27 protein-coding genes and 1 tRNA gene are annotated in these 26,548 nt (G+C 40.2%); 27 read left to right on the top strand and 1 reads right to left on the bottom strand.

Annotated elements, in window-relative coordinates:
• Position 1: 1 nt before the first annotated feature.
• The 23 genes from uvrA to EM808_RS10395 all read left to right on the top strand — a co-directional run bounded on the left by uvrA (position 2) and on the right by EM808_RS10395 (position 21,634).
• Positions 2–2,878: an excinuclease ABC subunit UvrA gene (uvrA, locus tag EM808_RS10505; RefSeq protein WP_127738165.1), complete on the top strand. Its 2,877-nt coding sequence runs from the start codon at positions 2–4 to the stop codon at positions 2,876–2,878.
• A gap of 337 nt (positions 2,879–3,215) precedes the next feature.
• The gene (locus EM808_RS10500; RefSeq protein WP_127738164.1) at positions 3,216–4,325 is read left to right on the top strand and encodes a DUF4097 family beta strand repeat-containing protein; all 1,110 of its coding nucleotides are present in this window, start codon (positions 3,216–3,218) and stop codon (positions 4,323–4,325) included.
• Between the two features lie 18 nt (positions 4,326–4,343).
• On the top strand, positions 4,344–4,529 hold the full coding sequence (locus EM808_RS10495; protein WP_127738163.1) for a PspC domain-containing protein: 186 nt from the start codon (positions 4,344–4,346) through the stop codon (positions 4,527–4,529).
• 6 nt (positions 4,530–4,535) lie between these two features.
• Positions 4,536–4,889, top strand: a complete 354-nt coding sequence (locus EM808_RS10490; protein ID WP_127738162.1) for a phage holin family protein — start codon at positions 4,536–4,538, stop codon at positions 4,887–4,889.
• Positions 4,890–5,090: 201 nt separating this feature from the next.
• Positions 5,091–6,017, top strand: coding sequence for an HPr(Ser) kinase/phosphatase (hprK, locus tag EM808_RS10485; RefSeq protein ID WP_127738161.1), 927 nt, complete (start codon positions 5,091–5,093; stop codon positions 6,015–6,017).
• Between the two features lie 48 nt (positions 6,018–6,065).
• On the top strand, positions 6,066–6,878 hold the full coding sequence (gene lgt, locus EM808_RS10480; protein WP_213084033.1) for a prolipoprotein diacylglyceryl transferase: 813 nt from the start codon (positions 6,066–6,068) through the stop codon (positions 6,876–6,878).
• Between the two features lie 21 nt (positions 6,879–6,899).
• Positions 6,900–7,553 (top strand): pyrophosphatase PpaX, encoded by a 654-nt coding sequence (gene ppaX / locus EM808_RS10475; RefSeq protein WP_127738159.1) that lies wholly within the window; start codon positions 6,900–6,902, stop codon positions 7,551–7,553.
• Entirely contained in the window at positions 7,550–8,083 is a 534-nt protein-coding gene (locus EM808_RS10470) for an acyltransferase (RefSeq protein WP_127738158.1), read from the top strand. The genes ppaX and EM808_RS10470 overlap by 4 nt, the downstream gene beginning before the upstream one ends.
• Positions 8,084–8,318: 235 nt before the next feature.
• Entirely contained in the window at positions 8,319–9,503 is a 1,185-nt protein-coding gene (locus EM808_RS10465; RefSeq protein WP_127738157.1) for an ATP phosphoribosyltransferase regulatory subunit, read from the top strand.
• Positions 9,500–10,138 (top strand): ATP phosphoribosyltransferase, encoded by a 639-nt coding sequence (hisG, locus tag EM808_RS10460; RefSeq protein WP_127738156.1) that lies wholly within the window; start codon positions 9,500–9,502, stop codon positions 10,136–10,138. Before EM808_RS10465 ends, hisG begins: the two co-directional genes overlap by 4 nt.
• Positions 10,139–10,158: 20 nt before the next feature.
• Complete coding sequence (gene hisD, locus EM808_RS10455) at positions 10,159–11,430, top strand: histidinol dehydrogenase (RefSeq protein ID WP_127738155.1); 1,272 nt, start codon at positions 10,159–10,161, stop codon at positions 11,428–11,430.
• Between the two features lie 24 nt (positions 11,431–11,454).
• Positions 11,455–12,042, top strand: coding sequence for an imidazoleglycerol-phosphate dehydratase HisB (hisB, locus tag EM808_RS10450; protein WP_127738154.1), 588 nt, complete (start codon positions 11,455–11,457; stop codon positions 12,040–12,042).
• Between the two features lies 1 nt (position 12,043).
• Positions 12,044–12,667, top strand: a complete 624-nt coding sequence (hisH, locus tag EM808_RS10445; protein ID WP_127738153.1) for an imidazole glycerol phosphate synthase subunit HisH — start codon at positions 12,044–12,046, stop codon at positions 12,665–12,667.
• Positions 12,668–12,672: 5 nt separating this feature from the next.
• Positions 12,673–13,404, top strand: coding sequence for a 1-(5-phosphoribosyl)-5-[(5-phosphoribosylamino)methylideneamino]imidazole-4-carboxamide isomerase (hisA, locus tag EM808_RS10440; protein ID WP_127738152.1), 732 nt, complete (start codon positions 12,673–12,675; stop codon positions 13,402–13,404).
• Positions 13,404–14,162: an imidazole glycerol phosphate synthase subunit HisF gene (hisF, locus tag EM808_RS10435; RefSeq protein ID WP_127738151.1), complete on the top strand. Its 759-nt coding sequence runs from the start codon at positions 13,404–13,406 to the stop codon at positions 14,160–14,162. The genes hisA and hisF overlap by 1 nt, the downstream gene beginning before the upstream one ends.
• Positions 14,159–14,794: a bifunctional phosphoribosyl-AMP cyclohydrolase/phosphoribosyl-ATP diphosphatase HisIE gene (hisIE, locus tag EM808_RS10430; protein ID WP_127738150.1), complete on the top strand. Its 636-nt coding sequence runs from the start codon at positions 14,159–14,161 to the stop codon at positions 14,792–14,794. Before hisF ends, hisIE begins: the two co-directional genes overlap by 4 nt.
• A 238-nt stretch (positions 14,795–15,032) precedes the next feature.
• On the top strand, positions 15,033–16,538 hold the full coding sequence (locus EM808_RS10425) for a tetratricopeptide repeat protein (RefSeq protein ID WP_127738149.1): 1,506 nt from the start codon (positions 15,033–15,035) through the stop codon (positions 16,536–16,538).
• A gap of 202 nt (positions 16,539–16,740) precedes the next feature.
• Positions 16,741–17,691, top strand: a complete 951-nt coding sequence (trxB, locus tag EM808_RS10420) for a thioredoxin-disulfide reductase (RefSeq protein WP_127738148.1) — start codon at positions 16,741–16,743, stop codon at positions 17,689–17,691.
• 295 nt (positions 17,692–17,986) lie between these two features.
• Positions 17,987–18,445, top strand: a complete 459-nt coding sequence (locus tag EM808_RS10415) for an NUDIX hydrolase (RefSeq protein WP_127738147.1) — start codon at positions 17,987–17,989, stop codon at positions 18,443–18,445.
• Between the two features lie 15 nt (positions 18,446–18,460).
• Positions 18,461–19,357, top strand: coding sequence for an RNase adapter RapZ (rapZ, locus tag EM808_RS10410; protein ID WP_127738146.1), 897 nt, complete (start codon positions 18,461–18,463; stop codon positions 19,355–19,357).
• Positions 19,354–20,331, top strand: coding sequence for a gluconeogenesis factor YvcK family protein (locus tag EM808_RS10405; RefSeq protein WP_127738145.1), 978 nt, complete (start codon positions 19,354–19,356; stop codon positions 20,329–20,331). Before rapZ ends, EM808_RS10405 begins: the two co-directional genes overlap by 4 nt.
• A gap of 39 nt (positions 20,332–20,370) precedes the next feature.
• A complete protein-coding gene (whiA, locus tag EM808_RS10400; protein WP_127738144.1) occupies positions 20,371–21,312 on the top strand; it encodes a DNA-binding protein WhiA in 942 nt (313 codons plus the stop codon).
• Between the two features lie 76 nt (positions 21,313–21,388).
• Positions 21,389–21,634: an HPr family phosphocarrier protein gene (locus tag EM808_RS10395; RefSeq protein WP_127738143.1), complete on the top strand. Its 246-nt coding sequence runs from the start codon at positions 21,389–21,391 to the stop codon at positions 21,632–21,634.
• Between the two features lie 37 nt (positions 21,635–21,671).
• Here the strand turns inward: EM808_RS10395 and clpP are convergent, their stop codons facing one another.
• Positions 21,672–22,277 (bottom strand): ATP-dependent Clp endopeptidase proteolytic subunit ClpP, encoded by a 606-nt coding sequence (clpP, locus tag EM808_RS10390; RefSeq protein ID WP_127738142.1) that lies wholly within the window; start codon positions 22,275–22,277, stop codon positions 21,672–21,674.
• A gap of 305 nt (positions 22,278–22,582) precedes the next feature.
• Here clpP and EM808_RS10385 point away from each other — a divergent pair.
• From EM808_RS10385 to EM808_RS10370, 4 genes are all read left to right on the top strand, one after another.
• A tRNA-Arg gene (locus EM808_RS10385) sits at positions 22,583–22,654 on the top strand.
• Between the two features lie 490 nt (positions 22,655–23,144).
• Complete coding sequence (locus EM808_RS10380; protein ID WP_127738141.1) at positions 23,145–24,161, top strand: sugar-binding transcriptional regulator; 1,017 nt, start codon at positions 23,145–23,147, stop codon at positions 24,159–24,161.
• Between the two features lie 52 nt (positions 24,162–24,213).
• Complete coding sequence (gene gap / locus EM808_RS10375; protein WP_127738140.1) at positions 24,214–25,224, top strand: type I glyceraldehyde-3-phosphate dehydrogenase; 1,011 nt, start codon at positions 24,214–24,216, stop codon at positions 25,222–25,224.
• A gap of 130 nt (positions 25,225–25,354) precedes the next feature.
• A complete protein-coding gene (locus tag EM808_RS10370) occupies positions 25,355–26,539 on the top strand; it encodes a phosphoglycerate kinase (protein WP_127738139.1) in 1,185 nt (394 codons plus the stop codon).
• Positions 26,540–26,548 lie beyond the last annotated feature (9 nt).

Genomic DNA, 26,548 nt, shown 5'->3' with positions numbered 1-26,548 from the left:
AATGGCAAAGGATAAATTGATTGTAAAAGGTGCAAGAGCACATAATCTTAAAAATATTGATATCACAATACCAAGGGATAAGCTTGTCGTGATAACTGGACTGTCAGGCTCAGGGAAATCCTCTCTGGCCTTTGACACCATTTATGCAGAGGGACAAAGGCGCTATGTGGAGTCATTATCAGCATATGCCCGCCAATTCCTCGGCCAGATGGATAAGCCGGATGTTGACTCGATCGAGGGGCTTTCTCCTGCTATTTCAATTGATCAAAAAACGACAAGTCGCAATCCAAGATCCACTGTAGGAACAGTTACGGAAATTTACGATTATTTGCGGTTATTGTATGCAAGAATCGGCAGACCAGTATGTCCAGAGCATGGTGTTGAAATCACGTCCCAAACGATTGAACAGATGGTTGACCGGATATTGGAATACCCGGAAAGAACGAAAATTCAGGTGCTTGCTCCTGTTATTTCCGGCAGAAAAGGAGCACATGTGAAAGTGCTCGAGGATATTAAGAAGCAAGGATACGTGCGTGTCAGAATTGACGGAGAAATGCATGAGCTGAGTGATGATATTGAGCTGGAGAAAAATAAGAAACACAGTATTGAAGTAGTTATTGACCGGCTTGTTGTCAAGGAAGGAATTTCTCAGCGTCTTGCAGATTCACTGGAGTCAGCCCTGCAATTTGGCGGCGGAAAAGTAATCATTGACGTGATCGGGGAAGAAGAGCTGTTATTCAGTGAACATCATGCCTGCCCGATTTGCGGTTTTTCTATTGGAGAATTAGAGCCAAGATTATTTTCCTTCAACAGCCCATTTGGCGCATGTCCTGAATGTGACGGACTTGGAACAAGGCTTGAGGTGGATATCGAGCTTGTCATTCCTAATCCTAATTTGACATTAAAGGAAAATGCGATTGCGCCATGGGAATCAATCAGCTCCCAATACTATCCGCAGCTTTTGGAAAGTGTCTGCAACCATTATGGCATTGACATGAATATACCTGTTAAGGATATTCCGAAAAATATGCTTGATAAAATTCTTTACGGGTCTGGAAAGGAAAAAATCCATTTCCGGTATGAAAATGATTTTGGACAAGTAAGGGAAAATGATATCCAGTTTGAGGGTGTTGTTCGCAATGTGGAGAGAAGATATAAAGAAACGAGCTCTGACTTCATTCGTGAACAGATGGAAAAATATATGGCTCAACAGGATTGCCCGACATGCAAAGGCTATCGCTTAAAGAAGGAAGCTCAAGCTGTGTTTGTAAACGGCTTGCATATCGGCCAAGTGACAGAGAAATCGGTCATCGAAGGGAAAAAATTCTTTGAAAACCTAACGTTAACTCAAAAGGAACAGCAAATTGCCAATCTTATTCTTCGTGAAATTTCAGAACGACTTGGGTTCCTTAATAATGTTGGCTTGGATTATTTAACGCTGAGCAGAGCTGCAGGGACGTTGTCAGGCGGAGAAGCACAGCGAATTAGGCTCGCAACCCAAATAGGTTCAAGATTAACTGGTGTCCTTTATATATTGGATGAGCCCTCCATTGGGCTGCATCAAAGGGATAATGACAAGCTGATTGATACATTGAAGCATATGCGGGATATCGGGAACACGTTAATTGTTGTAGAACATGATGAAGATACCATGATGGAAGCAGATTATCTTATTGATGTGGGACCAGGTGCTGGTGTGCATGGCGGCCAAATCATATCGACAGGAACACCGCAGGAAGTAATGGCGGATGATAATTCTATTACGGGTCAATATTTGTCAGGCAAGAAGTTTATTCCATTGCCGTTAGAAAGAAGAAAAAGTGATGGCAGAGAAATAGAGATTATTGGGGCGAACGAAAATAATCTCAAAAATGTCGATGTCAAAATTCCGTTAGGTGTGTTTACAGCAGTAACTGGAGTATCTGGTTCAGGGAAAAGCACCTTGGTAAATGAGATACTTCATAAAAGCCTTGCTCAGAAGCTCAACAGAGCGAAAGCAAAGCCAGGAGAGCATAAGGAAATCAAAGGGATCGAGCAGCTTGAAAAGGTCATTGATATTGACCAATCGCCTATTGGCCGTACGCCAAGATCAAATCCGGCCACATATACTGGTGTGTTTGATGATATTCGTGACGTTTATTCCACAACGAATGAAGCAAAGGTGCGAGGCTATAAAAAAGGCAGGTTCAGCTTTAATGTGAAAGGCGGAAGATGTGAAGCTTGCCGCGGTGACGGTATTATCAAAATTGAAATGCACTTCCTGCCGGATGTTTATGTTCCATGTGAGGTTTGTCATGGGAAACGATATAACAGAGAAACACTCGAAGTGCAATACAAAGGAAAAAATATCTCAGATGTACTTGATATGACTGTGGAGGATGCAGTATCCTTCTTTGAAAATATCCCGAAAATACACCGTAAGCTGCAAACAATAGTAGATGTTGGTCTTGGATATATTAAACTTGGCCAGCCGGCGACAACCCTGTCTGGCGGTGAAGCACAAAGGGTCAAGCTTGCTTCTGAGCTTCATAAAAGATCAACAGGAAAAACCTTTTATATTTTAGATGAACCGACGACAGGGCTGCATGTTGATGACATTTCGAGACTGCTAGTTGTTTTGCAGCGTCTTGTAGATAATGGAGAAACTGTCCTTGTTATTGAACATAATCTGGATGTAATTAAGGCAACTGACTTTATTATTGACCTTGGTCCTGAAGGAGGAGACAAGGGCGGAACTATTTTAGGAAGCGGCACACCTGAAGAAGTTGCTGAACTGAAAGGTTCGTATACTGGTAAGTATTTAAAGCCCATCCTTGAAAGAGACCGTTTGCGTATGAAGAAAAGCATCAAAGAAGCGGAAGAAATAACAACAGGATAAGCTTTTCTCTACAGCCGGCTTTAGAGTTTACTCTCTAAGCCGGTTTTTTGTATAAATCACCACAGGCATTTGCTTGTGGACATTATTCTTAATCCTTAACACTGCTCATACGATAGAAAGAAATGTTTTATTCCCAGCTTAGATGAAACTTTAAGATTGTTTCATTCGTAGTAATAGGAAAGGGAAGCAAGTAAAAAATCCTGCTTATCACTGTATTTTTAGTAAGCGACAGGTGAAGAATGGACATAAAGAAAAGATGCGGCAAGTATTATGCTCAAAGCTTAAAGTTTTACTTAAGCAGGGAAATATATAACAAGTATATGGGGAGGCATTTAGAATGGCTGATGAAAAAAGAAGAATTTTGCAACTGTTGGAAGAAGGGAAGCTTACGATAGAAGAGGCTCTGTCTTTAATCGAAAAGGCAGATGAAGCGGATTTAGCTAAAAAACTTAACAGTGAAGAGACTCTTGCTGACGATTCTGTTTTTCAAGAAAAGAAGAAAGATCCATATCAGCAATCAGCTTTTAAATTTCAATCGGCGAAAGAGAAATTGTTCGACTTTGTAGATAATGCAGTCAAAAAAGTAAAGGAAGTAGACTTCGATCAGTTAAATATTACAAGACATGAAGAAGTATCTCATATTTTTCAATTTACAGAGGTATTTCCAAAAAACATAGATGTTGATATACCAAACGGTGAAGTAGAGCTTATTCCTTGGGACCAAGATGAAATTCGCATTGAGTGCAAGGCGAAGATATACAGAGTGGATTCGACTGAACAGGCAAAGGAACTGTTCTTGAAGGAAGTGCAAGTAAAGGCGAAGGAAGATATCTTAGAGCTTAAAGTGAATCATAAGTGGATGAAATTACAGACAAAGTTTTATATTCCGAAAAACGCTTATCATATAGCGAAGGTTAGATTATTTACGGGCTCCATTAAAACATACGATTTACTGGCAGATCAGCTTTATGCGAAAACAGCAAACGGAAAAATTACCATAAATGCCGGCCAAAGCGAAAAGCTGGAGGCAGATGCGGCAAACGGCAGTATTGTCATTGAAAACAGTGTGATTGAAAAGCTTGATGGAGAAACATTAAATGGTGCAATCAAGGCAGAAGGTTTCTTCCAAAAGGTCGACCTGCAATCATTTAATGGCAATATCCTTTGCATCAATCATTCAGAAGATATTGACGTGCTTGAGTTAAACGGCACAACTGGAAGTATTGAGGTTCAAGTTCCAGATCAGATTGCTGTTACTGGGAATTTAAAGACTAATTTTGGTGGATTTAATGTTGAACTGGAGGGTATACAAATAATAGAGGAAAAAAATGATGTGCTCCAAAAGGTGATGCAGTTCCAGTCCATTCAATCATTAGATAAACGAACCAAAATTGAAGCAAATACAAAAACTGGATCCATCAAAATTAAAAAGCGGGAGCAGCAGTAATCTTCGAAAGGGGACAATATGAAGAAATTAGTGCGCTCAACAAATAATCGGAAGTTAGCAGGAGTTATCGGTGGACTTGCAGAAAGTATCAATGTTAATGCAAATCTATTAAGAGTAATTTTCGTCCTGGCATTAATTCCGACTGGGTTTTCGCTAGTGTTAATTTACTTATTATTGACGTTTGTTCTTCCAAATGAGGTGTAGGAAAATATGAAGTGGTTATTAGGTATTGTTATAAATGCAGTGTTTTTCATTGCGTTGGCAGGGTTGTTTAAAGATTCGTTTTACCTTTCTGGTATAGGAGCAGCAATTGGAGCAAGTGTTATTTTGTCCTTGCTAAATATTGTTGTTAAGCCTATCTTGATTCTTTTGACACTCCCTGTAACAATACTATCCTTAGGTTTGTTTTTATTTGTAATCAATGCAATTACCCTTTCTTTAACAGATCACTTAATGGGAGACAGCTTTGAGATTTCAAGCTTTGGCATGAGCATGCTTGCAAGTGTCCTGCTTTCTCTCTTTAATATCATTATTCAGAATACAATGCTGAAAAGTGAAAAGTAGATTTGTTAAGATGGTTTTAGCATGTGGAAAAGGCGACGCATTTGTGTCGGCCTTTTTTCTTTTCCTAGAAAAAAGCTATCCGAAAAACGTCAATTAACGTAGTCAGAATCTAGCATAAATTTATGGAATAATGCTAAAATAAGATGATGCGATAAAGTTATTTAGTTAAAGCAGCATTGAACCTTTGAAGGAGGAACCCCATTGGCTAAGGTATTAATAAAAGAAGTAATGGAAGAGTTTGATTTAGAACTAATCAGTGGTGAAGAAGGAATTAATAGACCGATTACGGTAAGTGATATATCTAGACCTGGATTAGAGCTTGCAGGTTATTTTGATTATTATCCTGCAGAAAGGGTGCAGCTCCTTGGGAAAACCGAGCTTACATTTGCTGAGAAGCTAAGTGAAGAGGAGCGGGAAACAAGGCTGACAAGGCTTTGTAATGATATAACGCCAGGAATTATCATCACAAGAGGTAAAGAGGTACCAGCAGAATTAATAGAAGCTGCTGAAAGAAATGCCGTGCCTGTTATGCGTTCCAAACAGAAGACATCTTTATTCTCAAGCAGACTGACAAACTTTCTTGAGCGCAAGCTAGCTCCGACAACTGCTGTTCATGGCGTGCTTGTTGATATTTATGGTGTTGGTGTGCTTATCACAGGAAAAAGCGGTGTTGGTAAAAGTGAGACTGCACTTGAGCTTGTTAAAAGAGGACATCGTCTTGTAGCAGATGACTGTGTAGAGATTCGCCAAGAGGACGAGGGAGTAATTGTCGGACGCTCTCCTGAATTAATTGAGCATCTGTTGGAAATTCGCGGATTAGGTATTATCAATGTGATGACATTGTTTGGAGCTGGTGCTGTCAGAAGTGATAAAAAAATCTCCATCATCATGTCTCTTGAGCTGTGGGAACAAAACAAGCAGTATGACCGCTTAGGCTTAGATGAAGAGAAAATGAAAATTATTGATACAGATGTGACTAAGCTGACGATTCCTGTTCGTCCTGGACGAAACTTGGCAGTTATCATTGAGGTTGCAGCGATGAACTTCCGTCTGAAAAGAATGGGTGTAAATGCTGCACAGCAATTTACGAACAAGCTTGCTAACGTGATTTCACACGAGAATGCATGATAGCCTTATAGAGAAAAATAACTAAAGGGGAAAAAGGGAGGAATAGTAGTGGAGAATATACAGCCGATTGATCCTATTGCATTTTCGATAGGAGGGCTAGATGTTCGTTGGTATGGTGTTATTATCGGAACAGGCCTTATCCTGGCTTTGATTTTGGCAATACGGGAAGGAAACAGGCGAGGCCTTGGAAAAGATGATTTCCCGGACTTAATGCTTTGGGCTATTCCGATATCCATAATATCTGCCAGAATTTATTATGTTATTTTTGAATGGGATTATTACGGCAGCCATTTAGGAGATATTCCGAAAATATGGCATGGCGGTATTGCCATTCATGGTGCGTTGATTGGTGCCATTATAACGACATACATATTTACAAAGAAAAAGGGCATTTCGTTTTGGAAAATGGCAGATATCGCAGCACCAAGCATTATTTTAGGTCAGGCGATTGGCCGTTGGGGCAATTTTATGAACCAGGAAGCACACGGCGGGGAAGTGAGCCGTTCGTTTTTAGAAGGCTTGCATTTACCTCAATTTATTATTGACCAAATGTATATAAATGGAACTTACTATCACCCGACATTTTTATATGAATCTTTATGGAATATCGTTGGTTTCATCATTTTAATGTTATTAAGAAGAGTTAACTTACGCAGAGGGGAAATATTCTTCTCTTACATTATTTGGTACTCGATCGGTCGGTTCTTTATTGAAGGCATGAGAACAGACAGTTTAATGGTTGGTGATTTAAGAATGGCGCAGCTTATTTCCTTGGCATTGATCGTAGTGTCAATTCTGGCTGTTATTTACAGAAGGAAATCCGGATTGGCGAGCGAGCGCTATTTGGAGAGCGGTAACTAGAAGTCAGAAAGGAAAGATAAGATGAACGGAAAAATTAATACACTGCTATTTGATTTAGATGGAACACTTATCGATACAAATGAACTAATCATTTCATCATTTTTGCATACATTAGAGATTTATTATCCTGGTAAATATCAACGCGAAGATGTCATTCCATTCATGGGCCCAACCTTAATGGAGACATTCGGCGGGATAGATGTAAACAAGGCTGAGGAAATGGTCGCTAAATACAGAGCATTTAATATAGCTAACCATGATAATATTGTGACAATTTTTGAAGGTGTTTATGACACGATTAAGACATTAAAAGAAAATGGCTATAAGATTGGAATTGTCACGACAAAGTTGTCAGATGTAGTCAATATGGGCTTGCGTTTAACGAAGCTGGATGAATTTTTTGATGTCATTGTTGCACTTGATCATGTGAAGAATGCAAAGCCTGATCCAGAACCAGTCTTAATGGCGCTGGAACAGCTCGGGTCTTCTCCTGAGGAAGCAATTATGGTCGGTGACAACTCTCATGACATACTTGCAGGGAAAAATGCGGGAACAAAAACAGCAGGTGTAGCATGGACGTTAAAAGGTAGAGATTTCTTGGCTTCCTTGCAGCCAGATTATCTTTTGGATAATATGAGCGATCTGCTGACTATTCTTGAAGTGGAAGTAAAATGAGACGAACGACTCGCTATCCGGTGAGCGGTCCCAACTCTTTATGGCATATTTATAAAACAGTTCCGTTTCTGAAGGTAATCAAAAATTTCATCGTCATTCAGCTTGCAAGATATACTCCGTTTCTTGGATTGAAAAACTGGATGTATCGTAAACTACTGAAAATGACCGTCGGCAAGGAAACCTCCTTTGCTTTAATGGTGATGGTGGACATTATGTACCCAGAAAAAATAAAAGTGGGGAAAAATACGGTCATTGGCTATAACACCACAATTTTGGCGCATGAGTATCTCATTGAGGAGTATCGTCTTGGAGAGATAGTAATCGGAGATGAAGTGATGATTGGGGCGAATACGACAATTCTCCCTGGTGTGGAAATTGGCGACAAAGCAGTTGTTTCTGCAGGCACCCTTGTTCATAAGGATGTCCCTGCCGGCAGTTTTGTTGGCGGTAATCCAATGCAAATCATCTATTCTGCGGAAGAGATGCAAAAGCGGCGACAAAATAGTCCGATTTATATAGTAGAAGAATAAAATAGGGCAACTCTAATAATGAGTCTTATTTCAAAGGGAACGGCAATAAGTCAGGCCAATTTTGAAAAAGATCATGAGCTAGGGTTGCTTTTTTTTATAAAAGAGAAAAGTCAGAAAACAGTGTTTTTTACTTGACCAAAAGGAATTGGAAGAGTAAACTACAACTAACCTTTAATTTGTTAGCATATTAGCGAACTAAAGTATTCGGAATATTCTTCTTTATGAGGTGTATAAAATGAGCAGCTTGTTTATGTTTGAAAAACCATTAGGCATGAGAGATAGTTTACCTGAAATATATGAAACAAAATATATAGTAAAGCAAAAAATGGACAAAGAAATAAAGCAATGGGGATATCAATTTATTGAGACACCAACATTGGAGTACTACGATACAGTTGGAGCAGCCTCCGCTATTTTAGATCAGCAGCTGTTTAAGCTACTGGACCAGCAAGGACATACATTGGTGCTTCGCCCTGATATGACTGCACCAATCGCAAGGGTGGCAGCTTCTAAACTATTGAATGAAGACTTGCCACTGCGCCTTGCTTATAATGCCTCTGTTTTTCGAGCACAGCAAAGAGAAGGTGGCAGACCTGCAGAGTTTGAACAAATTGGTGTCGAGTATATTGGCGACAAAACAGTTAGCGCAGACGGCGAAGGGATAGCGCTGATGATATCCTCCTTAGAGAAGGCAGGCGTGCAGAAATATCAGCTTTCTGTTGGCCATATCGGCTTTGTGCAAGCTTTTTTTGAACAGATTCTGGGCACAAAGGAAAGAGCAGACGCCTTGACGAAATACTTGTATGAGAAAAATTATGTCGGCTATCGCCAGCATGTGGATAATCTTTCGTTGTCTAGCATTGATAAACAGAGGCTTCACGATTTTCTGAAGCTAAGAGGCGGGGAGGAAATCATTCCTCTTGCATATAAGCTGATTGAAAATGGCAGTGGAACACAAGCAATTGATGACTTGCAGCAATTATGGGACATCCTATTAGATTACGGTGTTGAAAATCAAGTTCGCTTTGATTTAACACTTGTCAGCCATATGAGCTATTACACAGGGATTCTGTATGAGGCATATGCCGAAGGGGTTGGCTTTCCGATTGGAAGTGGAGGCAGATATGATCTTCTCCTCGCTAAATTCGGAAAGAACACAGGTGCAACGGGGTTTGCGATTCGCATAGATCATTTGCTGGAGGCACTAGGAAGTCTCGTTAGAAAAAGTGATATTCACTGCATTCTATTCAGTGGTGACAGAAGAAAAGAAGCATTCGAACTGGCAAAGCAAAAAAGAGCGGACGGCTTTAAAGTGATTACACAGGACATAAATGGTGTCGGCAACGTGGATGCTTGTACAAAGCAATATGATGAGATTACCTTGCTAGTCGGAAAAGCGGGAATGGAGGTTGTCAAATGAGTGATATTCTAACAATTGCCATGCCAAAAGGAAGGATTTTTGAAGAAGCAGCAGAGCTTTTACGAGAAGCTGGTTATCAGCTGCCACAGGAATTTGACGACTCCAGAAAACTAATTATTGATGTAGAAGAAGAAAACTTCCGGTTTATACTGGCAAAGCCTATGGATGTTCCAACATATGTTGAACATGGTGTTGCAGATTTAGGAATCGCAGGCAAGGACGTTATGCTGGAGGAAGAAAGAGATGTTTATGAGCTTTTAGACTTGAAAATAAGTGCTTGTTACTTAGCAGTTGCAGGCTTGCCAAATACAAAATTAAATGAGATTGCACCTCGAATTGCAACAAAATATCCAAATGTAGCTGCAGCATATTTTCGTGAACAAGGCTCACAGGTGGAGATCATTAAGTTGAATGGTTCTATTGAGATTGCGCCAATTATCGGCTTAACAGATCGGATTGTAGATATTGTTTCTACAGGAAAGACGCTTGTTGAAAATGGGCTTGTTGAATATGAAAAAATTGTTGATATTACATCCCGTCTTATTGTTAATCCGGTCAGCTATCGCATGAAGGATAAGCGAATAAGTGATTTAGTCGACCGTGTTAACGGTGTAGTCAGAGCGGTGCAAAAATAGATTTTGGAGTGGAGACCGGAATGAAAATTGTAAATGGTGTAGACAGTTCCTACCTGAAACGATCTGTGGATGCAGGGACGGAAGAACAGAGAATTATTGTGAAGGACATTATAGCGAATGTGAAAAACGCTGGCGATAAGGCATTGAAGGAATATACGTTGAAATTTGATCAGGCCGATTTATCAAGCCTTCTGGTCAGCGAAGAAGAATTGGAAGCTGCCTACGAAGATGTTGATAAGGAAATGGTAGCCATTATCGAAGAGGCGGCGGAAAATATTCGGTCTTATCACCAAAATCAGCTTAAAACCTCGTGGATGGTAACAAAGGAAGATGGCACAATACTCGGGCAAAAAATAACACCATTGGATTCAGTTGGTGTTTACGTTCCAGGCGGGACAGCGGCATATCCTTCATCTGTTCTGATGAATGTTGTACCCGCAAAGGTCGCGGGCGTTGCTAGAATCGTCATGGTGTCCCCTCCGAACGCAGATGGAAAATTGCCAAGTGCAGTTTTGGTAGCCGCACATATCGCTGGTGTAAAGGAAATCTACAAGGCTGGAGGAGCACAAGCGGTTGCTGCCCTTGCATATGGAACGGAAACGATAAACAGCGTCGATAAAATTGTCGGACCAGGCAATGTTTTTGTAGCCCTAGCAAAAAGGGAAGTTTACGGTGATGTTGACATTGATATGATTGCAGGTCCAAGTGAAATTGCTGTTCTTGCTGATGAAACAGCAAATGCAAATGAAGTGGCTGCAGACCTCCTGTCACAGGCAGAGCATGACACGAGAGCATCTGCTGTTCTTGTGACAACATCTCAAGTGCTTGCTGAACAAGTTTCAGCAGAAGTGGAAAAGCAGCTGAGCGAATTACCACGCAAAGAAATTGCTCAGAAATCTATTGAAGATTTTGGGTTGATTGTATTAACCGAGACAATGGATCTTGCGATAGAATCAATCAATGCAATTGCTCCTGAACATCTGGAAATTATCACAGAAAATCCGTTTGAGCTGCTTGGTAAAATCAAGCATGCTGGTGCTATTTTTCTCGGGCGTTACAGCTCGGAGCCAGTCGGTGATTATTTTGCAGGGACAAACCATGTTTTACCGACTAATGGAACGGCTAGATTCTCCAGTCCGTTAAATGTTGATGACTTCCAAAAGAAATCGAGCGTGATTTCCTACAGTGAAAAGGCGTTTGTACTAAATGGCCAGAAGATTGCGGCATTTGCACGCCTCGAAGGCTTGGAAGCACATGCTAGAGCAATCGAAGCAAGATATAAAAACAAGTAATATTCTTTACAGGAGGATTAAAAGATGGCAAGAACAGCAGCGATAAGCAGGAAAACAGGCGAAACGAATATCCAATTGTCCTACAATATTGATGGGGAGGGCATTTCGGAAATTGATTCAGGCGTACCTTTTATGAACCATATGCTTGATCTCTTTACAAAGCATGGTCAATTTAACTTAACAGTTCAAGCAAATGGGGATATTGAGGTTGACGACCACCATACAACAGAGGATATTGGGATTTGTCTTGGTCTTGCATTGAAGGAAGCACTAGGTGATAAAAAGGGAATTAAACGCTATGGAAACAGCTTTGTCCCAATGGATGAAACATTGGCACAAGTGGTGGTGGATTTAAGCAATCGTCCTCATCTTGAGTTCCGGGCAGAATTTCCAAGCAGTAAGGTAGGGACATTTGATACAGAGCTTGTTCATGAATTTTTATGGAAATTTGCCTTAGAAGCCAGAATAAACTTGCATGTCATCCTGCATTATGGGCAAAACACTCATCATATGATTGAAGCAATCTTCAAAGCGTTGGCTAGAGCGCTTGACGAGGCAACTACGATTGATCCAAGAGTAAAAGGAATTCCATCCACGAAAGGAATGCTTTAAAATGCTTGGAATTATCGATTATGGCATGGGCAATTTATTTAGTGTAAGCAAAGCACTAGAAAGATTGGACATTCCTTATTTCATTTCGGAGGATGCGGAGAAGCTGATGGAAGCAGATGCGTTAATTCTGCCAGGTGTCGGGGCATTTAAGGATGCAATGGCAAAACTGAACGAATCAGGCTTAGCTGATATGATCCGTCAATATGCTAACAGCCAAAAGCCATTGCTTGGCATCTGCTTAGGCATGCAGCTCCTTTTTGATGAAAGCGAGGAGCATGGTCAGGCAGAAGGTCTGCACTTATTGCCAGGTAAGATCGTCCGCTTTCCAGGTGAAACAGCAGATGGTGAGAAATATAAAGTGCCGCATATGGGCTGGAATCGGATTGAGTTTAAGAAGGATTCAAAATTAACTGCGGGATTAACAAATGATTATGTTTATTTCGTCCATTCTTACTATGCGGAAACAAACGATGACATCATCATTGCCAGCAGTGATTATAACAAGGAAGTGCCAGCAGTAGTCGGAAAAGGCAATGTATACGGAATGCAATTTCATCCTGAGAAAAGCAGCAAGCTGGGGATGGAGCTACTTGGCGGCTTTACGGAGCTTATAAAGAAAGGATGAACAACATGAGTTTTACTTTATATCCTGCGATTGATATGAGAGGCGGCAAGTGTGTCCGTCTCCTTCAAGGAGATTACGATAAAGAAACTGTTTACGGTGATTCCCCGTTTGACATGGCAAAAAGCTTTGCAGACCAAGGAGCAGAGTGGATACATATGGTCGACCTTGACGGAGCGAAGGATGGTAAACGAGTCAATGATTTATTCGTAATAGAAGCAGCAACCAAACTGGGCGTTTCTGTGCAAATCGGTGGCGGCATTCGAACAGAGGAGGATATTGCTCACTATTTGGAAAATGGAGTTACACGCGTCATCATTGGAAGCATTGCTATATCCAATCCTGATTTTGCGATTGAAATGATTAAAAAGTATGGTAGCGCGATTGCTCTTGGTATTGATGCGAAAAATGGCTTTGTGGCAACACATGGTTGGATTGAAACATCTGAAACACAAGCAGTGGACCTAGGGAAAAGATTTGCTGATGCAGGTGCAGAAAACTTCATATTTACTGACATTGCGACAGATGGCATGCTTAGTGGTCCGAATGTGTCTGCGGTTAGAGAACTGGCTGCTGTAACGAAGAAGAATGTGATTGCCTCTGGCGGAGTCAGCAGTCTTGCAGATCTTGCTGCATTAAAACAGTACGCCGCTGATGGTGTTGCTGGTGCAATAATCGGCAAGGCATTATATGAAGGACGTTTTACACTTCGAGAGGCATTAAATGAGGTGGGAAAATAATGTTGACGAAAAGAATCATTCCTTGCCTGGATGTTAAGGAAGGACGCGTCGTTAAGGGTGTGCAGTTTGTCCAACTCCGCGACGCTGGCGATCCAGTCGAGCTTGCTCGTTTTTATGATGAGCAAGGGGCAGACGAGCTTGTTTTTCTTGATATTTCAGCGTCCCATGAAGGGCGCAAAACAATGGTTGAAGTGGTAAAGGAAGTTGCTTCAGAGCTTGCCATTCCTTTCACTGTCGGCGGAGGAATTAATACATTAGAAGATATGAAAAGAATTCTCCGTGCTGGTGCTGATAAAGTATCCTTAAATACAGCAGCAGTCACAAATCCAAAATTGATAACCGAGGGAGCTAATTTTTTCGGGTCTCAATGTATTGTTGTTGCCATTGATGCTAAATTCGACCAAGAGCTTGGAACATGGAGAGTGTACACACACGGAGGCAGGACACCTGTAGACAAAGATGTTATCACATGGGCAAAAGAAGCAGTCGAGCTTGGTGCAGGCGAAATCCTGTTGACGAGCATGGATTCTGATGGAGAAAAAAAGGGATTTGACTTACCCTTAACAAAAGCAGTAAGTGAGGCTGTTACTGTTCCTGTCATTGCATCTGGCGGTGCTGGTAACGCAGAGGATTTCCTGGAGGTATTTGAAGAAGCAAATGCAGATGCAGCATTGGCTGCGAGCATTTTTCACTATAAAGAAACCTCTGTTAATGAAGTCAAAGGATATCTACATGAAAGAGGAGTGCTTGTAAGATGACATTAGACGAGCTTAAATTTGATGAAAAAGGACTAATCCCAGCAATCGTTCAAGATGCTGCTACAAAGGAAGTTCTTACATTGGCGTATATGAACGAGGAATCATTGGAAAAATCACTGTCTACTGGTGAGACATGGTTTTACAGCAGGTCAAGAAGTGAGCTGTGGCACAAAGGAGCAACAAGTGGAAACACACAGCAAATTGTTGAAATTAAATTTGACTGTGACAAGGATGCTCTTGTTGTCCTTGTATCACCGAATGGTCCTGCGTGTCATAATGGGACAGTTAGCTGTTTTGCTGAAAGCATTTATCAAAATAAAGATGCTGAAATCAAGGAACTTGCAAACTATCAAATTTTGAAAGACTTGGAAGCTGTCATTCAAGAAAGAGAGATCAATCGTCCTGAAGGTGCGTACACAACTTACCTGTTTGAAAAAGGGGTCGACAAAATCTTGAAGAAAGTCGGCGAGGAGACAGCAGAAGTTATCATTGCAGCAAAGAATCGAGATACGGAAGAGCTGAAATGGGAAGCAGCCGATCTACTTTACCACCTGTTTGTATTGCTGAGGGAACAAGGACTTCCTTTTGCTGAAATACTTAAGGTTTTGGATAAACGCCATCAAGAAAAATAATGATACAGACTGTCTGACGGATTTTAGCGCTTTCGCTCACCATTCCTGACGGCAGTTTTTTGTATGCTTTCATGAAATAAGGAATATAAATTTGCAACAAAGAAGTACCATATTTTTTCAAAGCAGCTGGCATTTTCGTAAACTGCCTTCTACGCATCCTTCGAAATATGGTATACTACATAAGTTGAAGCAATAGAAATTGCTCTGTATGAGTTTAAATAGATTGTTGGAGGATTACATGAATAAAGACTCAAATACTTTACAACCAATGGGTAAACTTATTACATTTAATCCTACAGGCGAATATTATTTTTCCAAAGGCATTAAGGCATATCATCAAAGAGATTATAATAAATCATTGAAATATTTGCAAAGAGCGATGCAACTGGATCCCGGGGAACCGACGATACTTTGTCAACTTGCGATTGTCTATGCAGATATTGGAGAATATCAAAAATCCAATGAACTGCTTCATCTAATTATTGAAGAGCTAGATGAAGAAATGGTGGAATGTTATTATTTCCTTGCAAATAATTATGCGCATTTAGGATTTTTTAAAGATGCTTATTATCATGCTAAATTATATTTAAAGCTGGAACCAGAAGGGGAATTTCGGGAGGATACAGAGGACCTGCTTGAAGTGCTCACATTAGAGTCAGACGACCTGGAAGAAGAGGAGCCTTATGAAGAGGAAGATCTGATTAACAGGCAAGAGCATGCAAGAGAGCTTCTTGAATCAGGTAATTTCAATAAAGCCGTTGAAATGCTGAAGAAAGTTATTTCTGACTATCCTGAGTACTGGTCTGCCTACAATAATTTGGCATTGGCTTACTTCTATCTTGGGGAAGTGAAAAAGGCAAACAGCATTCTTGAGGAAGTGCTGGAGAAAAACGCTGGTAATCTTCATGCTCTTTGTAACAAGCTTGTTTTTGCTTATTATGAAGGAAGTATTGAAAGTATAACCGAGCAGACAGAAATTCTTAAAAAAATAAAGCCGATTTCTGTTGATCACCAATTTAAGCTTGGAACAACCTTTGCCCTTGTTGGAGAATATGAATCTGCTTATTTTCTTTTGCGAAAGCTACAAAAACAAGGATATACAGAGGATGCGACCTTCTATTATTGGCTGTCTGCCTCTGCCTATTTTGTTGGCAGGACAAAGTTTGCCAGGACTGTTTGGAAAAAAGTGCTTGAGCTGAATCCAGATAAAGAAGGACATGAACCATGGAAGGAAAAGGAAGATAAGGTCAATGGGTTTGAAGATCATATACCTTCCATCCTAAAGAGGTTTACAAGCAACCATCAAGAGGAGAGATTGTTTGCGGTATTTCTTACTTCTATTTCCAAAAACAAGGAAGCAATCCTGTCATCTTCACAAGTAATTGACACTCACAGCTTCACTTCATTGGAGAATCAATATCTCTCTTTTGTGAAGACCGGTGCAAACATTAGCGATTCAACACTGTTAACGGCACATAGTACTGCCGAAATTATTTACAGTAAACATAATCCAATCGGAACGGTTGATGCAGGGCTTTACTTAATGTGGTTTTCTGTTTTTATCCAGCTTCATAAAGCAGGAGTGAAAATAGGGAACAGCAGTGGATTAGCTGCAGCAATGGATTATGTGTGGAGCAAATACAGAAACGAAAAGACTTCTCAAAAGGAAACAGCAAGTTTATACGGCCTTTCTACAGCAACACTGCAGAAATACATTAAAATCATCAATGAATATAATGAGTGATGATATAGGCTCCACCATTGTATGAGCAATGGTGGAAGTTTTTCTTTTATGAGCAAATATTTGGACTAAAACAGTGGGGTTTAATAGGATAGTATTAGATGGTAATACTACTCATAAAGTGAATTAGTGATTCGAACGCAGCGGTTTAGTAACACGAGCGTTTTTATAAATATAGAATGTTGAGAATAAAGGAGTGTTTGGTGTGGCAGAAGAGAAAATTTATGACGTGATTATTATTGGGGCAGGACCGGCAGGAATGACAGCAGCAGTGTATACATCCCGTGCTAACCTTTCTACGCTAATGATTGAAAGAGGGATTCCTGGTGGACAAATGGCTAATACAGAGGAAGTCGAGAATTTCCCTGGATTTGAAAGCATTTTAGGCCCAGATCTATCCAATAAAATGTTTAACCATGCAAAGAAATTTGGAGCAGAATATGCGTATGGAGACATTAAGGAAATTGTGGACGGCAATGAATTTAAGACAGTTAAAGCAGGCTCGAAGGAATACAAAACAAGATCAATTATTATTTCAACTGGTGCTGAGTACAAAAAAGTCGGTGTACCTGGTGAAAAAGAATTGGGCGGCCGTGGAGTTTCCTATTGTGCAGTTTGTGATGGCGCATTCTTTAAAGAAAAAAGACTGTTTGTTATCGGTGGAGGAGATTCAGCTGTAGAAGAGGGTGTTTACTTAACTCGTTTCGCTTCACAAGTAACAATTGTGCATCGCCGTGATGAACTGAGAGCCCAAAAAATCCTGCAAGACAGAGCATTTGCAAACGACAAGGTTGATTTCATCTGGAATCATACAATAAAAGCCATTAATGAAAAGGACGGCAAGGTTGGAAGTGTGACGCTAGTTTCAACAGTTGATGACACAGAGCAAGTGTTAGATGCAGACGGCGTATTTATCTATATCGGTATGCTGCCACTATCAAAACCGTTTGAAAGTTTAGGAATCACTAACGAAAACGGTTATATTGAGACAAATGACCAAATGGAAACGAAAGTACCAGGTATCTTCGCAGCAGGAGACATCCGTGAGAAGACACTTCGTCAAATCGTGACAGCTACAGGTGATGGCAGTATTGCAGCGCAAAGCGCTCAACACTATGTGGAAGAGCTTGTTGAATCATTGAAACAAAAAGCGTAATGAAAAAGCTTTCAAAGTGTTACTCGCTTTTAATTCTCCTGTAACAGTAGTGAAATATATTTCGGGTAACATAATAATAGAAATTGACCCCCTTTTAAGATATATATTTTGGTGCATAGGCGAATAGCCTATGCTTTTTTTTTTGATAAAAATAAGGGAATTCTTTTGGGGAAATTTGTTGAATTTATTTGGAAAGGCATTTTATTGTGGGTGTTTCACAATAATAGTATAATATAAGGACTAAGCAATAGTTTCATTCTACATAGATTTAGACAAGAATGTTTGAGGTGATAAAGTGCAGCGTGTTACGAATTGCCTGTTGCTGAAGGATAATAAGGTGCTCCTGCTGCAAAAGCCAAGAAGAGGCTGGTGGGTGGCTCCAGGAGGAAAAATGGAGCCGGGAGAGTCTGTGAGAGACTCTTGCATTAGAGAATTCAGAGAAGAAACAGGTATATACTTGAGAAATCCAAATATTAAAGGGATTTTTACGTTCATCATTAAGGATGGCGACAAGATAACTTCAGAATGGATGATGTTTACCTTCTTCTCCACAAATGCCGATGGTGTCAATGTGGATGAGTCGGAAGAGGGAAAAATAGTCTGGCATGACATTGATAATGTCAAAAATTTGCCTATGGCAGAAGGCGATTATCACATCTTGGACTATATGATGCATGGCAATGGAATCATATATGGGACTTTCACATATACGCCTGATTTTGAACTAATTTCTTACCGGTTAGATCCAAGCTGAAAAATTTAAGGGGGAATGAGCATGGGTGCAAGTATGGTGAACGAATCGCAAGTTGTCATTATTACAGGAATGTCTGGTGCAGGTAAAACAGTTGCCATTCAAAGCTTTGAAGACTTAGGGTTTTTCTGTGTAGACAACTTGCCGCCTACTCTTTTGCCGAAATTTCTTGAACTAATGAAGGAATCGGAGAATAAGATGAATAAGGTTGCACTCGTGATGGATTTACGAGGCAGAGAGTTTTTTGAAAATCTATTCAGTGCATTGGATGATTTGGCCAATTCATGGGTAGTACCAAAAGTGCTTTTTCTGGATGCAGATGACAGTACTTTGGTCAGAAGGTATAAGGAAACAAGAAGATCACATCCTCTTGCACCATCAGGTCTTCCCCTTGAAGGCATTAAAATGGAGCGTGAACTGCTTGAGGAGCTTAAAGGCAGGGCGCAAATCATCTACAATACGTCCAAAAGCTCGCCAAGAGACTTGCGTGAAAAGATATTAACCGAGTTTTCAGCTAACAAAGAGACGATTTTTACGGTGAATGTCATGAGTTTTGGTTTTAAGCACGGCATTCCCATTGATGCGGATTTAGTATTTGACGTTCGTTTCTTACCAAACCCTCATTACGTTGAGCATATGAGACCGAAGACAGGATTGGATGCTGATGTGTCCAGCTATGTATTAAAGTGGACAGAGACTGGCCAATTTCTTGAAAAAGTGATTGACCTCCTTACCTTTATGCTTCCGCAGTATAAAAGAGAAGGAAAGTCGCAGCTTGTTGTGGCGATCGGCTGCACAGGTGGCCAGCACCGTTCTGTTGCCTTGTCGGAATATATTGGTCATCATTTCGAAGGTGACTATCATGTCGAAATAACTCATCGTGACATGGAGAGGAGAAAGGACCAACAAACATGAATGAAGTGGAGCATCCGAGAATTGTAATCATTGGCGGAGGAACAGGTCTGTCTGTGTTAGTAAGAGGATTAAAAAAATATCCTCTCGATATTACAGCAATTGTAACTGTTGCAGATGATGGTGGTAGTTCGGGCCGGCTGCGGAATGATCTAGATATTCCTGCGCCTGGCGATATCAGGAATGTGCTGGCAGCATTATCTGATGTTGAGCCGTTAGTGGAAGAAATGTTTCAGCATCGCTTTTCAAACAGCAAGGATCTTAATGGACATTCCTTAGGGAATTTAATTATAGCTGCAATGACATCCATAACAGGGAATTTCCCTTATGCTATTCAGGAAATGAGCAAGGTGCTTAATGTTCGCGGCAAGGTATTGCCTGCAACAAGCCATAGTGTTGTTCTTAATGCCATTATGGAGGATGGTTCAATCGTTACAGGGGAATCGCGCATACCGGAAAGCGGAAAGAAAATAAAAGAAGTATTCCTAACACCGGAGAATGCTACGCCGCTGCCAGAAGCCATCCAAGCGATCCGTCATGCAGACCTAATCGTAATTGGACCAGGAAGTCTGTATACGAGTATACTTCCAAATCTTGTCGTACCAGAAATAAGCAGGGAAATCATTAAAGCCGCAGCTAAAAAGGTTTATATCTGTAATATTATGACACAGGCTGGAGAAACACTTGATTTTTCTGCGAGCGATCATGTTAAGGCAATTTATGAACATATGCCTGAGCCTTTTTTGAATACCATATTGGTAAATAAAGAAAATATCCCCGGAAACGTTCTGGAACGGTATAATGAAGAGAAAGCAAAACCTGTCTTTTTTGACACAGAGAAATTAGAAAAGCTTGGACTGGAAGTCATACTTGGGGATATTATCAGCCTAGAAGAAAAGGTCATCCGCCATAATACGCTGGAAGTGGCTAAAATTCTTTATTCTATGCTTGACTCGAAAGTGGAAGCAGAGCTTTAACAGGGAAACAGGGTTTGCGTTTTAAATGGGGGTGAAGGTATGTCTTTCGCTTCAGAGACGAAAAAAGAACTGACGACGATTGAAGTTAAAGATTGCTGCGGCAGGGCAGAGCTGTCTGCCTTAATTCAGATGAATGGTACTTTATCCTTTTCTAATCAGAAGCTGGTAGTAGACATTCAGACGGAAAATGCTGCGATAGCAAGAAGAATATATACACTCATCAAAAAGTATTATGACATACCTGTCGAGCTTTTAGTGAGAAAGAAGATGCGCCTCAAGAAAAACAATGTTTATATTGTAAGGCTGTCGGCAAAGGCGAAGGAGATTCTTGAAGATTTGAGTATTTTGACAGAGGGCTTTATGTTTACACATGAAATAGATGAAGGCCTTGTCAAAAAGAAATGCTGCAAGCGTTCCTATTTAAGAGGAGCGTTTCTTGCAGGCGGATCTGTCAACAACCCAGAAACATCCTCCTATCACTTGGAAATTACGTCGCTTTACAAAGAGCATATTGTTGCATTGAGCAATTTGATGAACACGTTCGATTTGAACAGTAAAGTGTTAGAAAGAAAAAAAGGATTTATCACATACTTGAAGGAAGCCGAGAAAATAACAGAATTCCTCAATATTATTGGCGCTCACGGAGCGTTGCTTCGATTTGAAGATATCCGGATTGTCAGAGATATGAGGAATTCCGTTAACAGACTTGTGAATTGTGAAACAGCAAACTTAAACAAAACGATTGGTGCTGCACTGAGACAAGTCGAAAATATTCGCTTCATTGATAGAACAGTAGGACTGCAGGTACTCCCAGACAAGCTCAGGGAAATCGCAGAGCTCCGAGTTGCTTACCAGGATGTTACCTTGAAGGAGCTTGGGGAAATGGTTTCCTCCGGGAATATTAGTAAATCCGGGATTAATCACAGGCTGCGAAAAATAGATGAAATTGCTGATGCGCTTCGCAGAGGAGAACAAGTATAATAAACTATAGAAGGATAATATATCTTATCGGTTAAGACTATATTATCCTCCTTATATATTAGGAGGAGGGAATAAGATGGTAGAAAGGGATATTAAAGTAACATTGAAATCAGGATTGCAGGCAAGACCGGCAGCAATATTTGTTCAAGAAGCAACAAATTATGTATCTGAAGTGTTTATTGAGAAGGAAGGGCGCAGAGTAAATGCAAAAAGCATCATGGGAATTATGGGCTTGGCGATTCACTCAGGGGCAGACATCAAGCTGATTATTGATGGAAGCGATGAATTGGAAGCGCTTAAAACACTGGAGGAATTATTATAAAAACACCTCGCGTTTTCGGCGAGGTGTTTTTTTTCTATTACTTATCTTTTTTGTCTGTTAGTTCATTGCGAGTGATGATATTGTCGATTAGACCATATTCCTTCGCTCTTTCAGCTGTCATGAAGTTATCGCGTTCCGTGTCTTTTGCGATAACGTCGATTGGTTGGCCAGTACGCTCTGCAAGGATACCGTTCAGCTTATCACGCAAGAACAAGATACGTTTTGCAGCAATTTCAATTTCTGTAGCTTGACCTTGTGCACCACCAAGCGGCTGATGAATCATTACTTCAGCATTTGGAAGGGCATAACGTTTACCTTTTTCACCTGCTGCAAGCAAGAAAGCTCCCATAGAAGCCGCCATACCGATGCAGATTGTTTGTACATTTGGCTTAATGAACTGCATAGTATCATAAATAGCCATACCTGCTGTAATGCTTCCGCCAGGGCTGTTAATGTATAAGGAAACGTCCTTTTCAGGGTTTTCAGCATCAAGGAACAAAAGCTGTGAAACAATGGAGTTAGCAACATTATCGTCAATTGCGCTGCCAAGCATAATGATGCGATCCTTCAATAGACGGGAATAAATGTCGTAAGCACGTTCCCCTCTGTTTGTCTGTTCAATAACTGTAGGGATTAAATTCATTGAAAAAATCCTCCTTTAAAATAAAGTTTGCTTCATAAGTATGTGTTTCTTCAGTAGTGAGTGAACTCATTACCGTATGTAATCCTAATGATACACGGATGGTCAATTAAGGTCAAACGTTTACGTTCAGATAAGGCAAAATATCCTTCGACAATGTTTACATCCTTTGTATCAACAGCATTCTTACACCTGATTATTCAATAAGTTTTTATCCTTACCATGATACCCACTGTTACTTTTTTTAAACAATTATTCCTTGCATTACCATGAAACATATCATATAATCAAAACGTTCTTTAAAATTTGCCCTCGTGGTGTAATGGATAGCACGCAAGATTCCGGTTCTTGAAATAGGGGTTCGATTCCCTTCGAGGGCGCTATTAAAAAAGACAGTCGACAGCTTTTGTCGACTGTCTTTTTTTGCTTTAAATACGAAGATGTTTATTTCTATATTAAAGGTTAAGTATCGACGCAAGCTGATTTGAAATCCAATTTCTGCTTTAGTGTTTTTTGCTGTCTTGCTAATTTTTCCAAAATCTTACTGATGGCAACGGAAATCTTTATCCTTTTTTTAATAGAGAATATGTTTTTTTATCGACAAGCTAAAAAAGGATTATTGTCCAATTAATGTTTCACTTGTTTGTATAGTATGAAAGCAATGAAAACGTGATTAAATTCACATATGGCGGTTCTTCAATTTTTCGTCAAATTTCTTGAAAAATGGACGTTTATAAGTTGAATTTGCTATGCGCTGGTGATAGAATGAGTTTTGTAGCAGGAATGATTTTTTTTGGAGAATGTGGGACATAATATGTCTATGCGGGACTTCAAATGACCACCACTGTAAGTGAAGGGGCACCAAAATTAATGAATTCATTTATCGAGATTCAAAAAAGATTATTGCCTGATTTACTCGTAATTATGCAAAAAAGATACTACATTCTTCATCACATTAGCAACATGCAGCCTGTTGGCAGAAGAAGCCTTGCAGGAAGCCTGGGAATGACGGAACGAGTGCTCAGGAGCGAAGTGGAGCTCCTAAAGGATCAGAAGCTTATACATATCAGTACTATTGGCATGACACTCACTCCGATTGGCGAAGAAACTTTGGAAAGTCTTTCTAGTGTAATGAGGGAAGTAGCGGGTATTAACCAAATGGAGAAGGAATTAGAAAAGAAGCTGCAAATTAAAAGAGTAATAATTGTAGCGGGCGACAGTGATCATTCTCCATGGCTCAAAAAAGAACTGGGACTTGCAACAGCTAATTGTATGAAATCACTTTTAAAAGGCAATAATATCATCGCGGTTAATGGTGGAACCACTATGGCTGCAGTGGCAGAAATGCTTACGCCTAATATAGTGGACGGCGAATGGCTGTTTGTACCTGCACGTGGCGGCATTGGTGAAGATGTTAAAAACCAAGCAAACACAATTTGTTCCATGATGGCGGATCGTACAGCGAGCAAACATCGTGTCCTGTATGCACCAGATGAGGTGAGTAAGGAAATGTACAAAAGCATCGTTAAGGATGCCCGCATCAATGAAGTCTTGCAGCTGATTAAGTCTGCCAGCCTGCTTATTCATGGAATTGGTGATGCTATTACAATGGCAGAGCGCCGCAGTACAAGCGCAAGTGACCTAGAAAAAATCGTTCAGGCAGAAGCTGTCGGTGAAGCATTTGGCTATTATTTTAATGAAGATGGAGAGGTTGTCCATAAGGTTCAGACGATCGGCCTTAGACTTGAAAATCTTTCTACTGTTCCAAATGTAATCGCAGTTGCCGGAGGATCGTCAAAATCAAAGGCTATCTCAGCCTACTTAAAAAAAGCACCACCATCTACTATTCTGATAACAGATGAAGGTGCGGCAAAGAACTTGATATAACGGGAATTCCCTTTATATATAATTATCTCTACATTTAGAGGAGGAAATAATAATGACAGTAAAAGTTGGTATTAACGGATTTGGACGTATCGGACGTTTAGCATTCAGAAAAATCATGGAAAACCCAGAATTGGAAGTAGTGGCAATCAATGATTTAACTGATACTAAAATGCTGGCACATCTTTTAAAATATGATTCATCTCAAGGTACTTTCCAAGGTGAAATCGAAGTACACGAGGGTTACTTCCTAGTAAACGGTAAAAAAGTAGTAACTACTGCTGAAAGAAACCCAGCTGACCTTAAATGGGGCGAGCTTAACGTAGATACAGTTATCGAATCTACTGGTTTCTTCACAACTAAAGAAAGTGCTGAAGCTCATATCCAAGCTGGCGCTAAAAACGTTGTTATCTCTGCACCTGCAACTGGTGAAATGAAAACAATCGTTTACAACGTAAACCATGACATTCTTGATGGTACTGAAACAGTTATCTCTGGTGCTTCTTGTACTACAAACTGCCTAGCTCCAATGGCAAAAGCTCTTCAAGACAACTTCGGTATCGTTGAAGGCCTTATGACAACTATCCATGCTTACACTGGAGACCAAAACACACTTGACGCTCCACATCCAAAAGGTGATTTCCGCCGCGCTCGTGCTGCTGCAGAAAACATCATCCCTAACTCAACTGGTGCTGCTAAAGCTATCGGTCTAGTATTACCAGAACTTAATGGTAAATTGGATGGAGCTGCACAACGTGTACCTGTTAAAACTGGTTCATTAACTGAGCTTGTAACAGTTCTTGACAAAAAAGTAACAGTTGAAGAAGTTAACGCAGCAATGAAAGCAGCTGCTGATGAGTCTTACGGTTACACTGAAGACGAAATCGTTTCTTCTGACATCATCGGAATCAGCTACGGTTCATTATTCGATGCTACTCAAACTAAAGTTATGACAGTTGGAGACAAGCAATTAGTTAAAACTGTTGCTTGGTATGACAACGAAATGTCTTACACTAACCAACTTGTAAGAACAGTTAAACACTTTGCACAATTAGCTACAAAATAATTTTTGTTAAGCTAAAGCCCTTAATCAAACAGCGGAAACAGCTTTGTTTCCGCTCTTTTAAAACTAGCTTGGCAATCTTAGTGGATACGGATTATAAGCTTAAAATAATGCAAGTGGAGGGTCTCATTTAATGAACAAGAAAACGATTCGCGATATCGATTTAAAAGGCAAAAAAGTATTTGTTCGTGTTGACTTCAACGTTCCAATGAAGGATCAACAAATCACGGATGAAACAAGAATTCAAGCAGCACTACCAACTATTAACGAGTTAGTAGAAAAAGGTGCTATCGTAATTTTGGCAAGTCACTTAGGCCGTCCAAATGGTGAAGTGGTTGAAGAATTGCGTTTAACTCCAGTTGCTGCACGTCTTTCTGAGCTGCTTGGCAAAAACGTTGTGAAAACAGATGAGTCTTATGGTGAAGCTGTTAAAGCTGAAATCAGCAAGCTGTCTGAAGGCGATGTATTATTGCTTGAAAACGTTCGTTTCAATGCTGGCGAAGAGAAAAACGATTCAGAACTAGCTAAAGCTTATGCTGAACTAGCTGATGTATTCGTAAACGATGCATTTGGTGCAGCACACCGTGCGCATGCTTCAACTGAAGGTATTGCACACCATATCCCAGCTGTATCTGGTTTATTGATGGAAAAAGAGCTTGATGTATTAGGTAAAGCACTTTCTAATCCAGACCGTCCATTCACAGCAATCGTTGGTGGAGCAAAAGTAAAAGACAAAATCGGTGTTATCGAAAACCTTCTTGATAAAGTAGATAACTTAATCATCGGTGGCGGATTGGCTTATACATTCGTAAAAGCTCTTGGCCATGAAATCGGATTATCTCTTCTTGAAGAAGATAAAATCGAGCTTGCTAAATCCTACATGGATAAAGCAAAAGAAAAAGGTGTTAAATTCTACATGCCTGTAGATGTTACAATTGCAGATGACTTCTCTAACGATGCAAACATAAAAACTGTTTCTATCGAAGAAATCCCTGCTGATTGGGAAGCATTGGATATCGGTCCAAAAACAAGAGAAATCTATGCAGATGTTATCAAAAACTCTAAATTGGTTATCTGGAATGGACCAATGGGCGTATTTGAATTAGATGCATTTGCTAAAGGAACAAAAGCAGTAGCAACAGCTCTTGCTGAATCCCAAGATACATACTCTGTAATCGGTGGCGGAGATTCTGCAGCAGCAGTTGAGAAATTTGACCTTGCAAGCAAAATGAGCCACATTTCAACAGGCGGCGGTGCTTCGTTGGAATTCATGGAAGGTAAAGAACTTCCAGGCGTAGTAGCTCTTAACGATAAATAATTAACGAAG

This window comes from Niallia taxi (assembly GCF_004005475.1).
Classification (GTDB): Bacteria; Bacillota; Bacilli; order Bacillales; family Cytobacillaceae; genus Niallia; species Niallia taxi.
The sequence above is the reverse complement of the archived record's forward strand: the minus strand, read 5'-3'. Positions and strand labels throughout refer to the sequence as shown.

What these genes read in the sequence shown, in the direction of transcription:
- uvrA (WP_127738165.1), top strand. Translation starts at nt 2, where the DNA reads ATGGCAAAGGATAAATTGATTGTAAAAGGTGCAAGAGCACATAATCTT.
- EM808_RS10500 (WP_127738164.1), top strand. Translation starts at nt 3,216, where the DNA reads ATGGCTGATGAAAAAAGAAGAATTTTGCAACTGTTGGAAGAAGGGAAG.
- EM808_RS10495 (WP_127738163.1), top strand. Translation starts at nt 4,344, where the DNA reads ATGAAGAAATTAGTGCGCTCAACAAATAATCGGAAGTTAGCAGGAGTT.
- EM808_RS10490 (WP_127738162.1), top strand. Translation starts at nt 4,536, where the DNA reads ATGAAGTGGTTATTAGGTATTGTTATAAATGCAGTGTTTTTCATTGCG.
- ppaX (WP_127738159.1), top strand. Translation starts at nt 6,900, where the DNA reads ATGAACGGAAAAATTAATACACTGCTATTTGATTTAGATGGAACACTT.
- EM808_RS10470 (WP_127738158.1), top strand. Translation starts at nt 7,550, where the DNA reads ATGAGACGAACGACTCGCTATCCGGTGAGCGGTCCCAACTCTTTATGG.
- EM808_RS10465 (WP_127738157.1), top strand. Translation starts at nt 8,319, where the DNA reads ATGAGCAGCTTGTTTATGTTTGAAAAACCATTAGGCATGAGAGATAGT.
- hisG (WP_127738156.1), top strand. Translation starts at nt 9,500, where the DNA reads ATGAGTGATATTCTAACAATTGCCATGCCAAAAGGAAGGATTTTTGAA.
- hisD (WP_127738155.1), top strand. Translation starts at nt 10,159, where the DNA reads ATGAAAATTGTAAATGGTGTAGACAGTTCCTACCTGAAACGATCTGTG.
- hisB (WP_127738154.1), top strand. Translation starts at nt 11,455, where the DNA reads ATGGCAAGAACAGCAGCGATAAGCAGGAAAACAGGCGAAACGAATATC.
- hisH (WP_127738153.1), top strand. Translation starts at nt 12,044, where the DNA reads ATGCTTGGAATTATCGATTATGGCATGGGCAATTTATTTAGTGTAAGC.
- hisA (WP_127738152.1), top strand. Translation starts at nt 12,673, where the DNA reads ATGAGTTTTACTTTATATCCTGCGATTGATATGAGAGGCGGCAAGTGT.
- hisF (WP_127738151.1), top strand. Translation starts at nt 13,404, where the DNA reads ATGTTGACGAAAAGAATCATTCCTTGCCTGGATGTTAAGGAAGGACGC.
- hisIE (WP_127738150.1), top strand. Translation starts at nt 14,159, where the DNA reads ATGACATTAGACGAGCTTAAATTTGATGAAAAAGGACTAATCCCAGCA.
- EM808_RS10425 (WP_127738149.1), top strand. Translation starts at nt 15,033, where the DNA reads ATGAATAAAGACTCAAATACTTTACAACCAATGGGTAAACTTATTACA.
- rapZ (WP_127738146.1), top strand. Translation starts at nt 18,461, where the DNA reads ATGAGCATGGGTGCAAGTATGGTGAACGAATCGCAAGTTGTCATTATT.
- EM808_RS10405 (WP_127738145.1), top strand. Translation starts at nt 19,354, where the DNA reads ATGAATGAAGTGGAGCATCCGAGAATTGTAATCATTGGCGGAGGAACA.
- whiA (WP_127738144.1), top strand. Translation starts at nt 20,371, where the DNA reads ATGTCTTTCGCTTCAGAGACGAAAAAAGAACTGACGACGATTGAAGTT.
- EM808_RS10395 (WP_127738143.1), top strand. Translation starts at nt 21,389, where the DNA reads ATGGTAGAAAGGGATATTAAAGTAACATTGAAATCAGGATTGCAGGCA.
- clpP (WP_127738142.1), bottom strand. Translation starts at nt 22,277, where the DNA reads ATGAATTTAATCCCTACAGTTATTGAACAGACAAACAGAGGGGAACGT.
- EM808_RS10380 (WP_127738141.1), top strand. Translation starts at nt 23,145, where the DNA reads ATGAATTCATTTATCGAGATTCAAAAAAGATTATTGCCTGATTTACTC.
- gap (WP_127738140.1), top strand. Translation starts at nt 24,214, where the DNA reads ATGACAGTAAAAGTTGGTATTAACGGATTTGGACGTATCGGACGTTTA.
- EM808_RS10370 (WP_127738139.1), top strand. Translation starts at nt 25,355, where the DNA reads ATGAACAAGAAAACGATTCGCGATATCGATTTAAAAGGCAAAAAAGTA.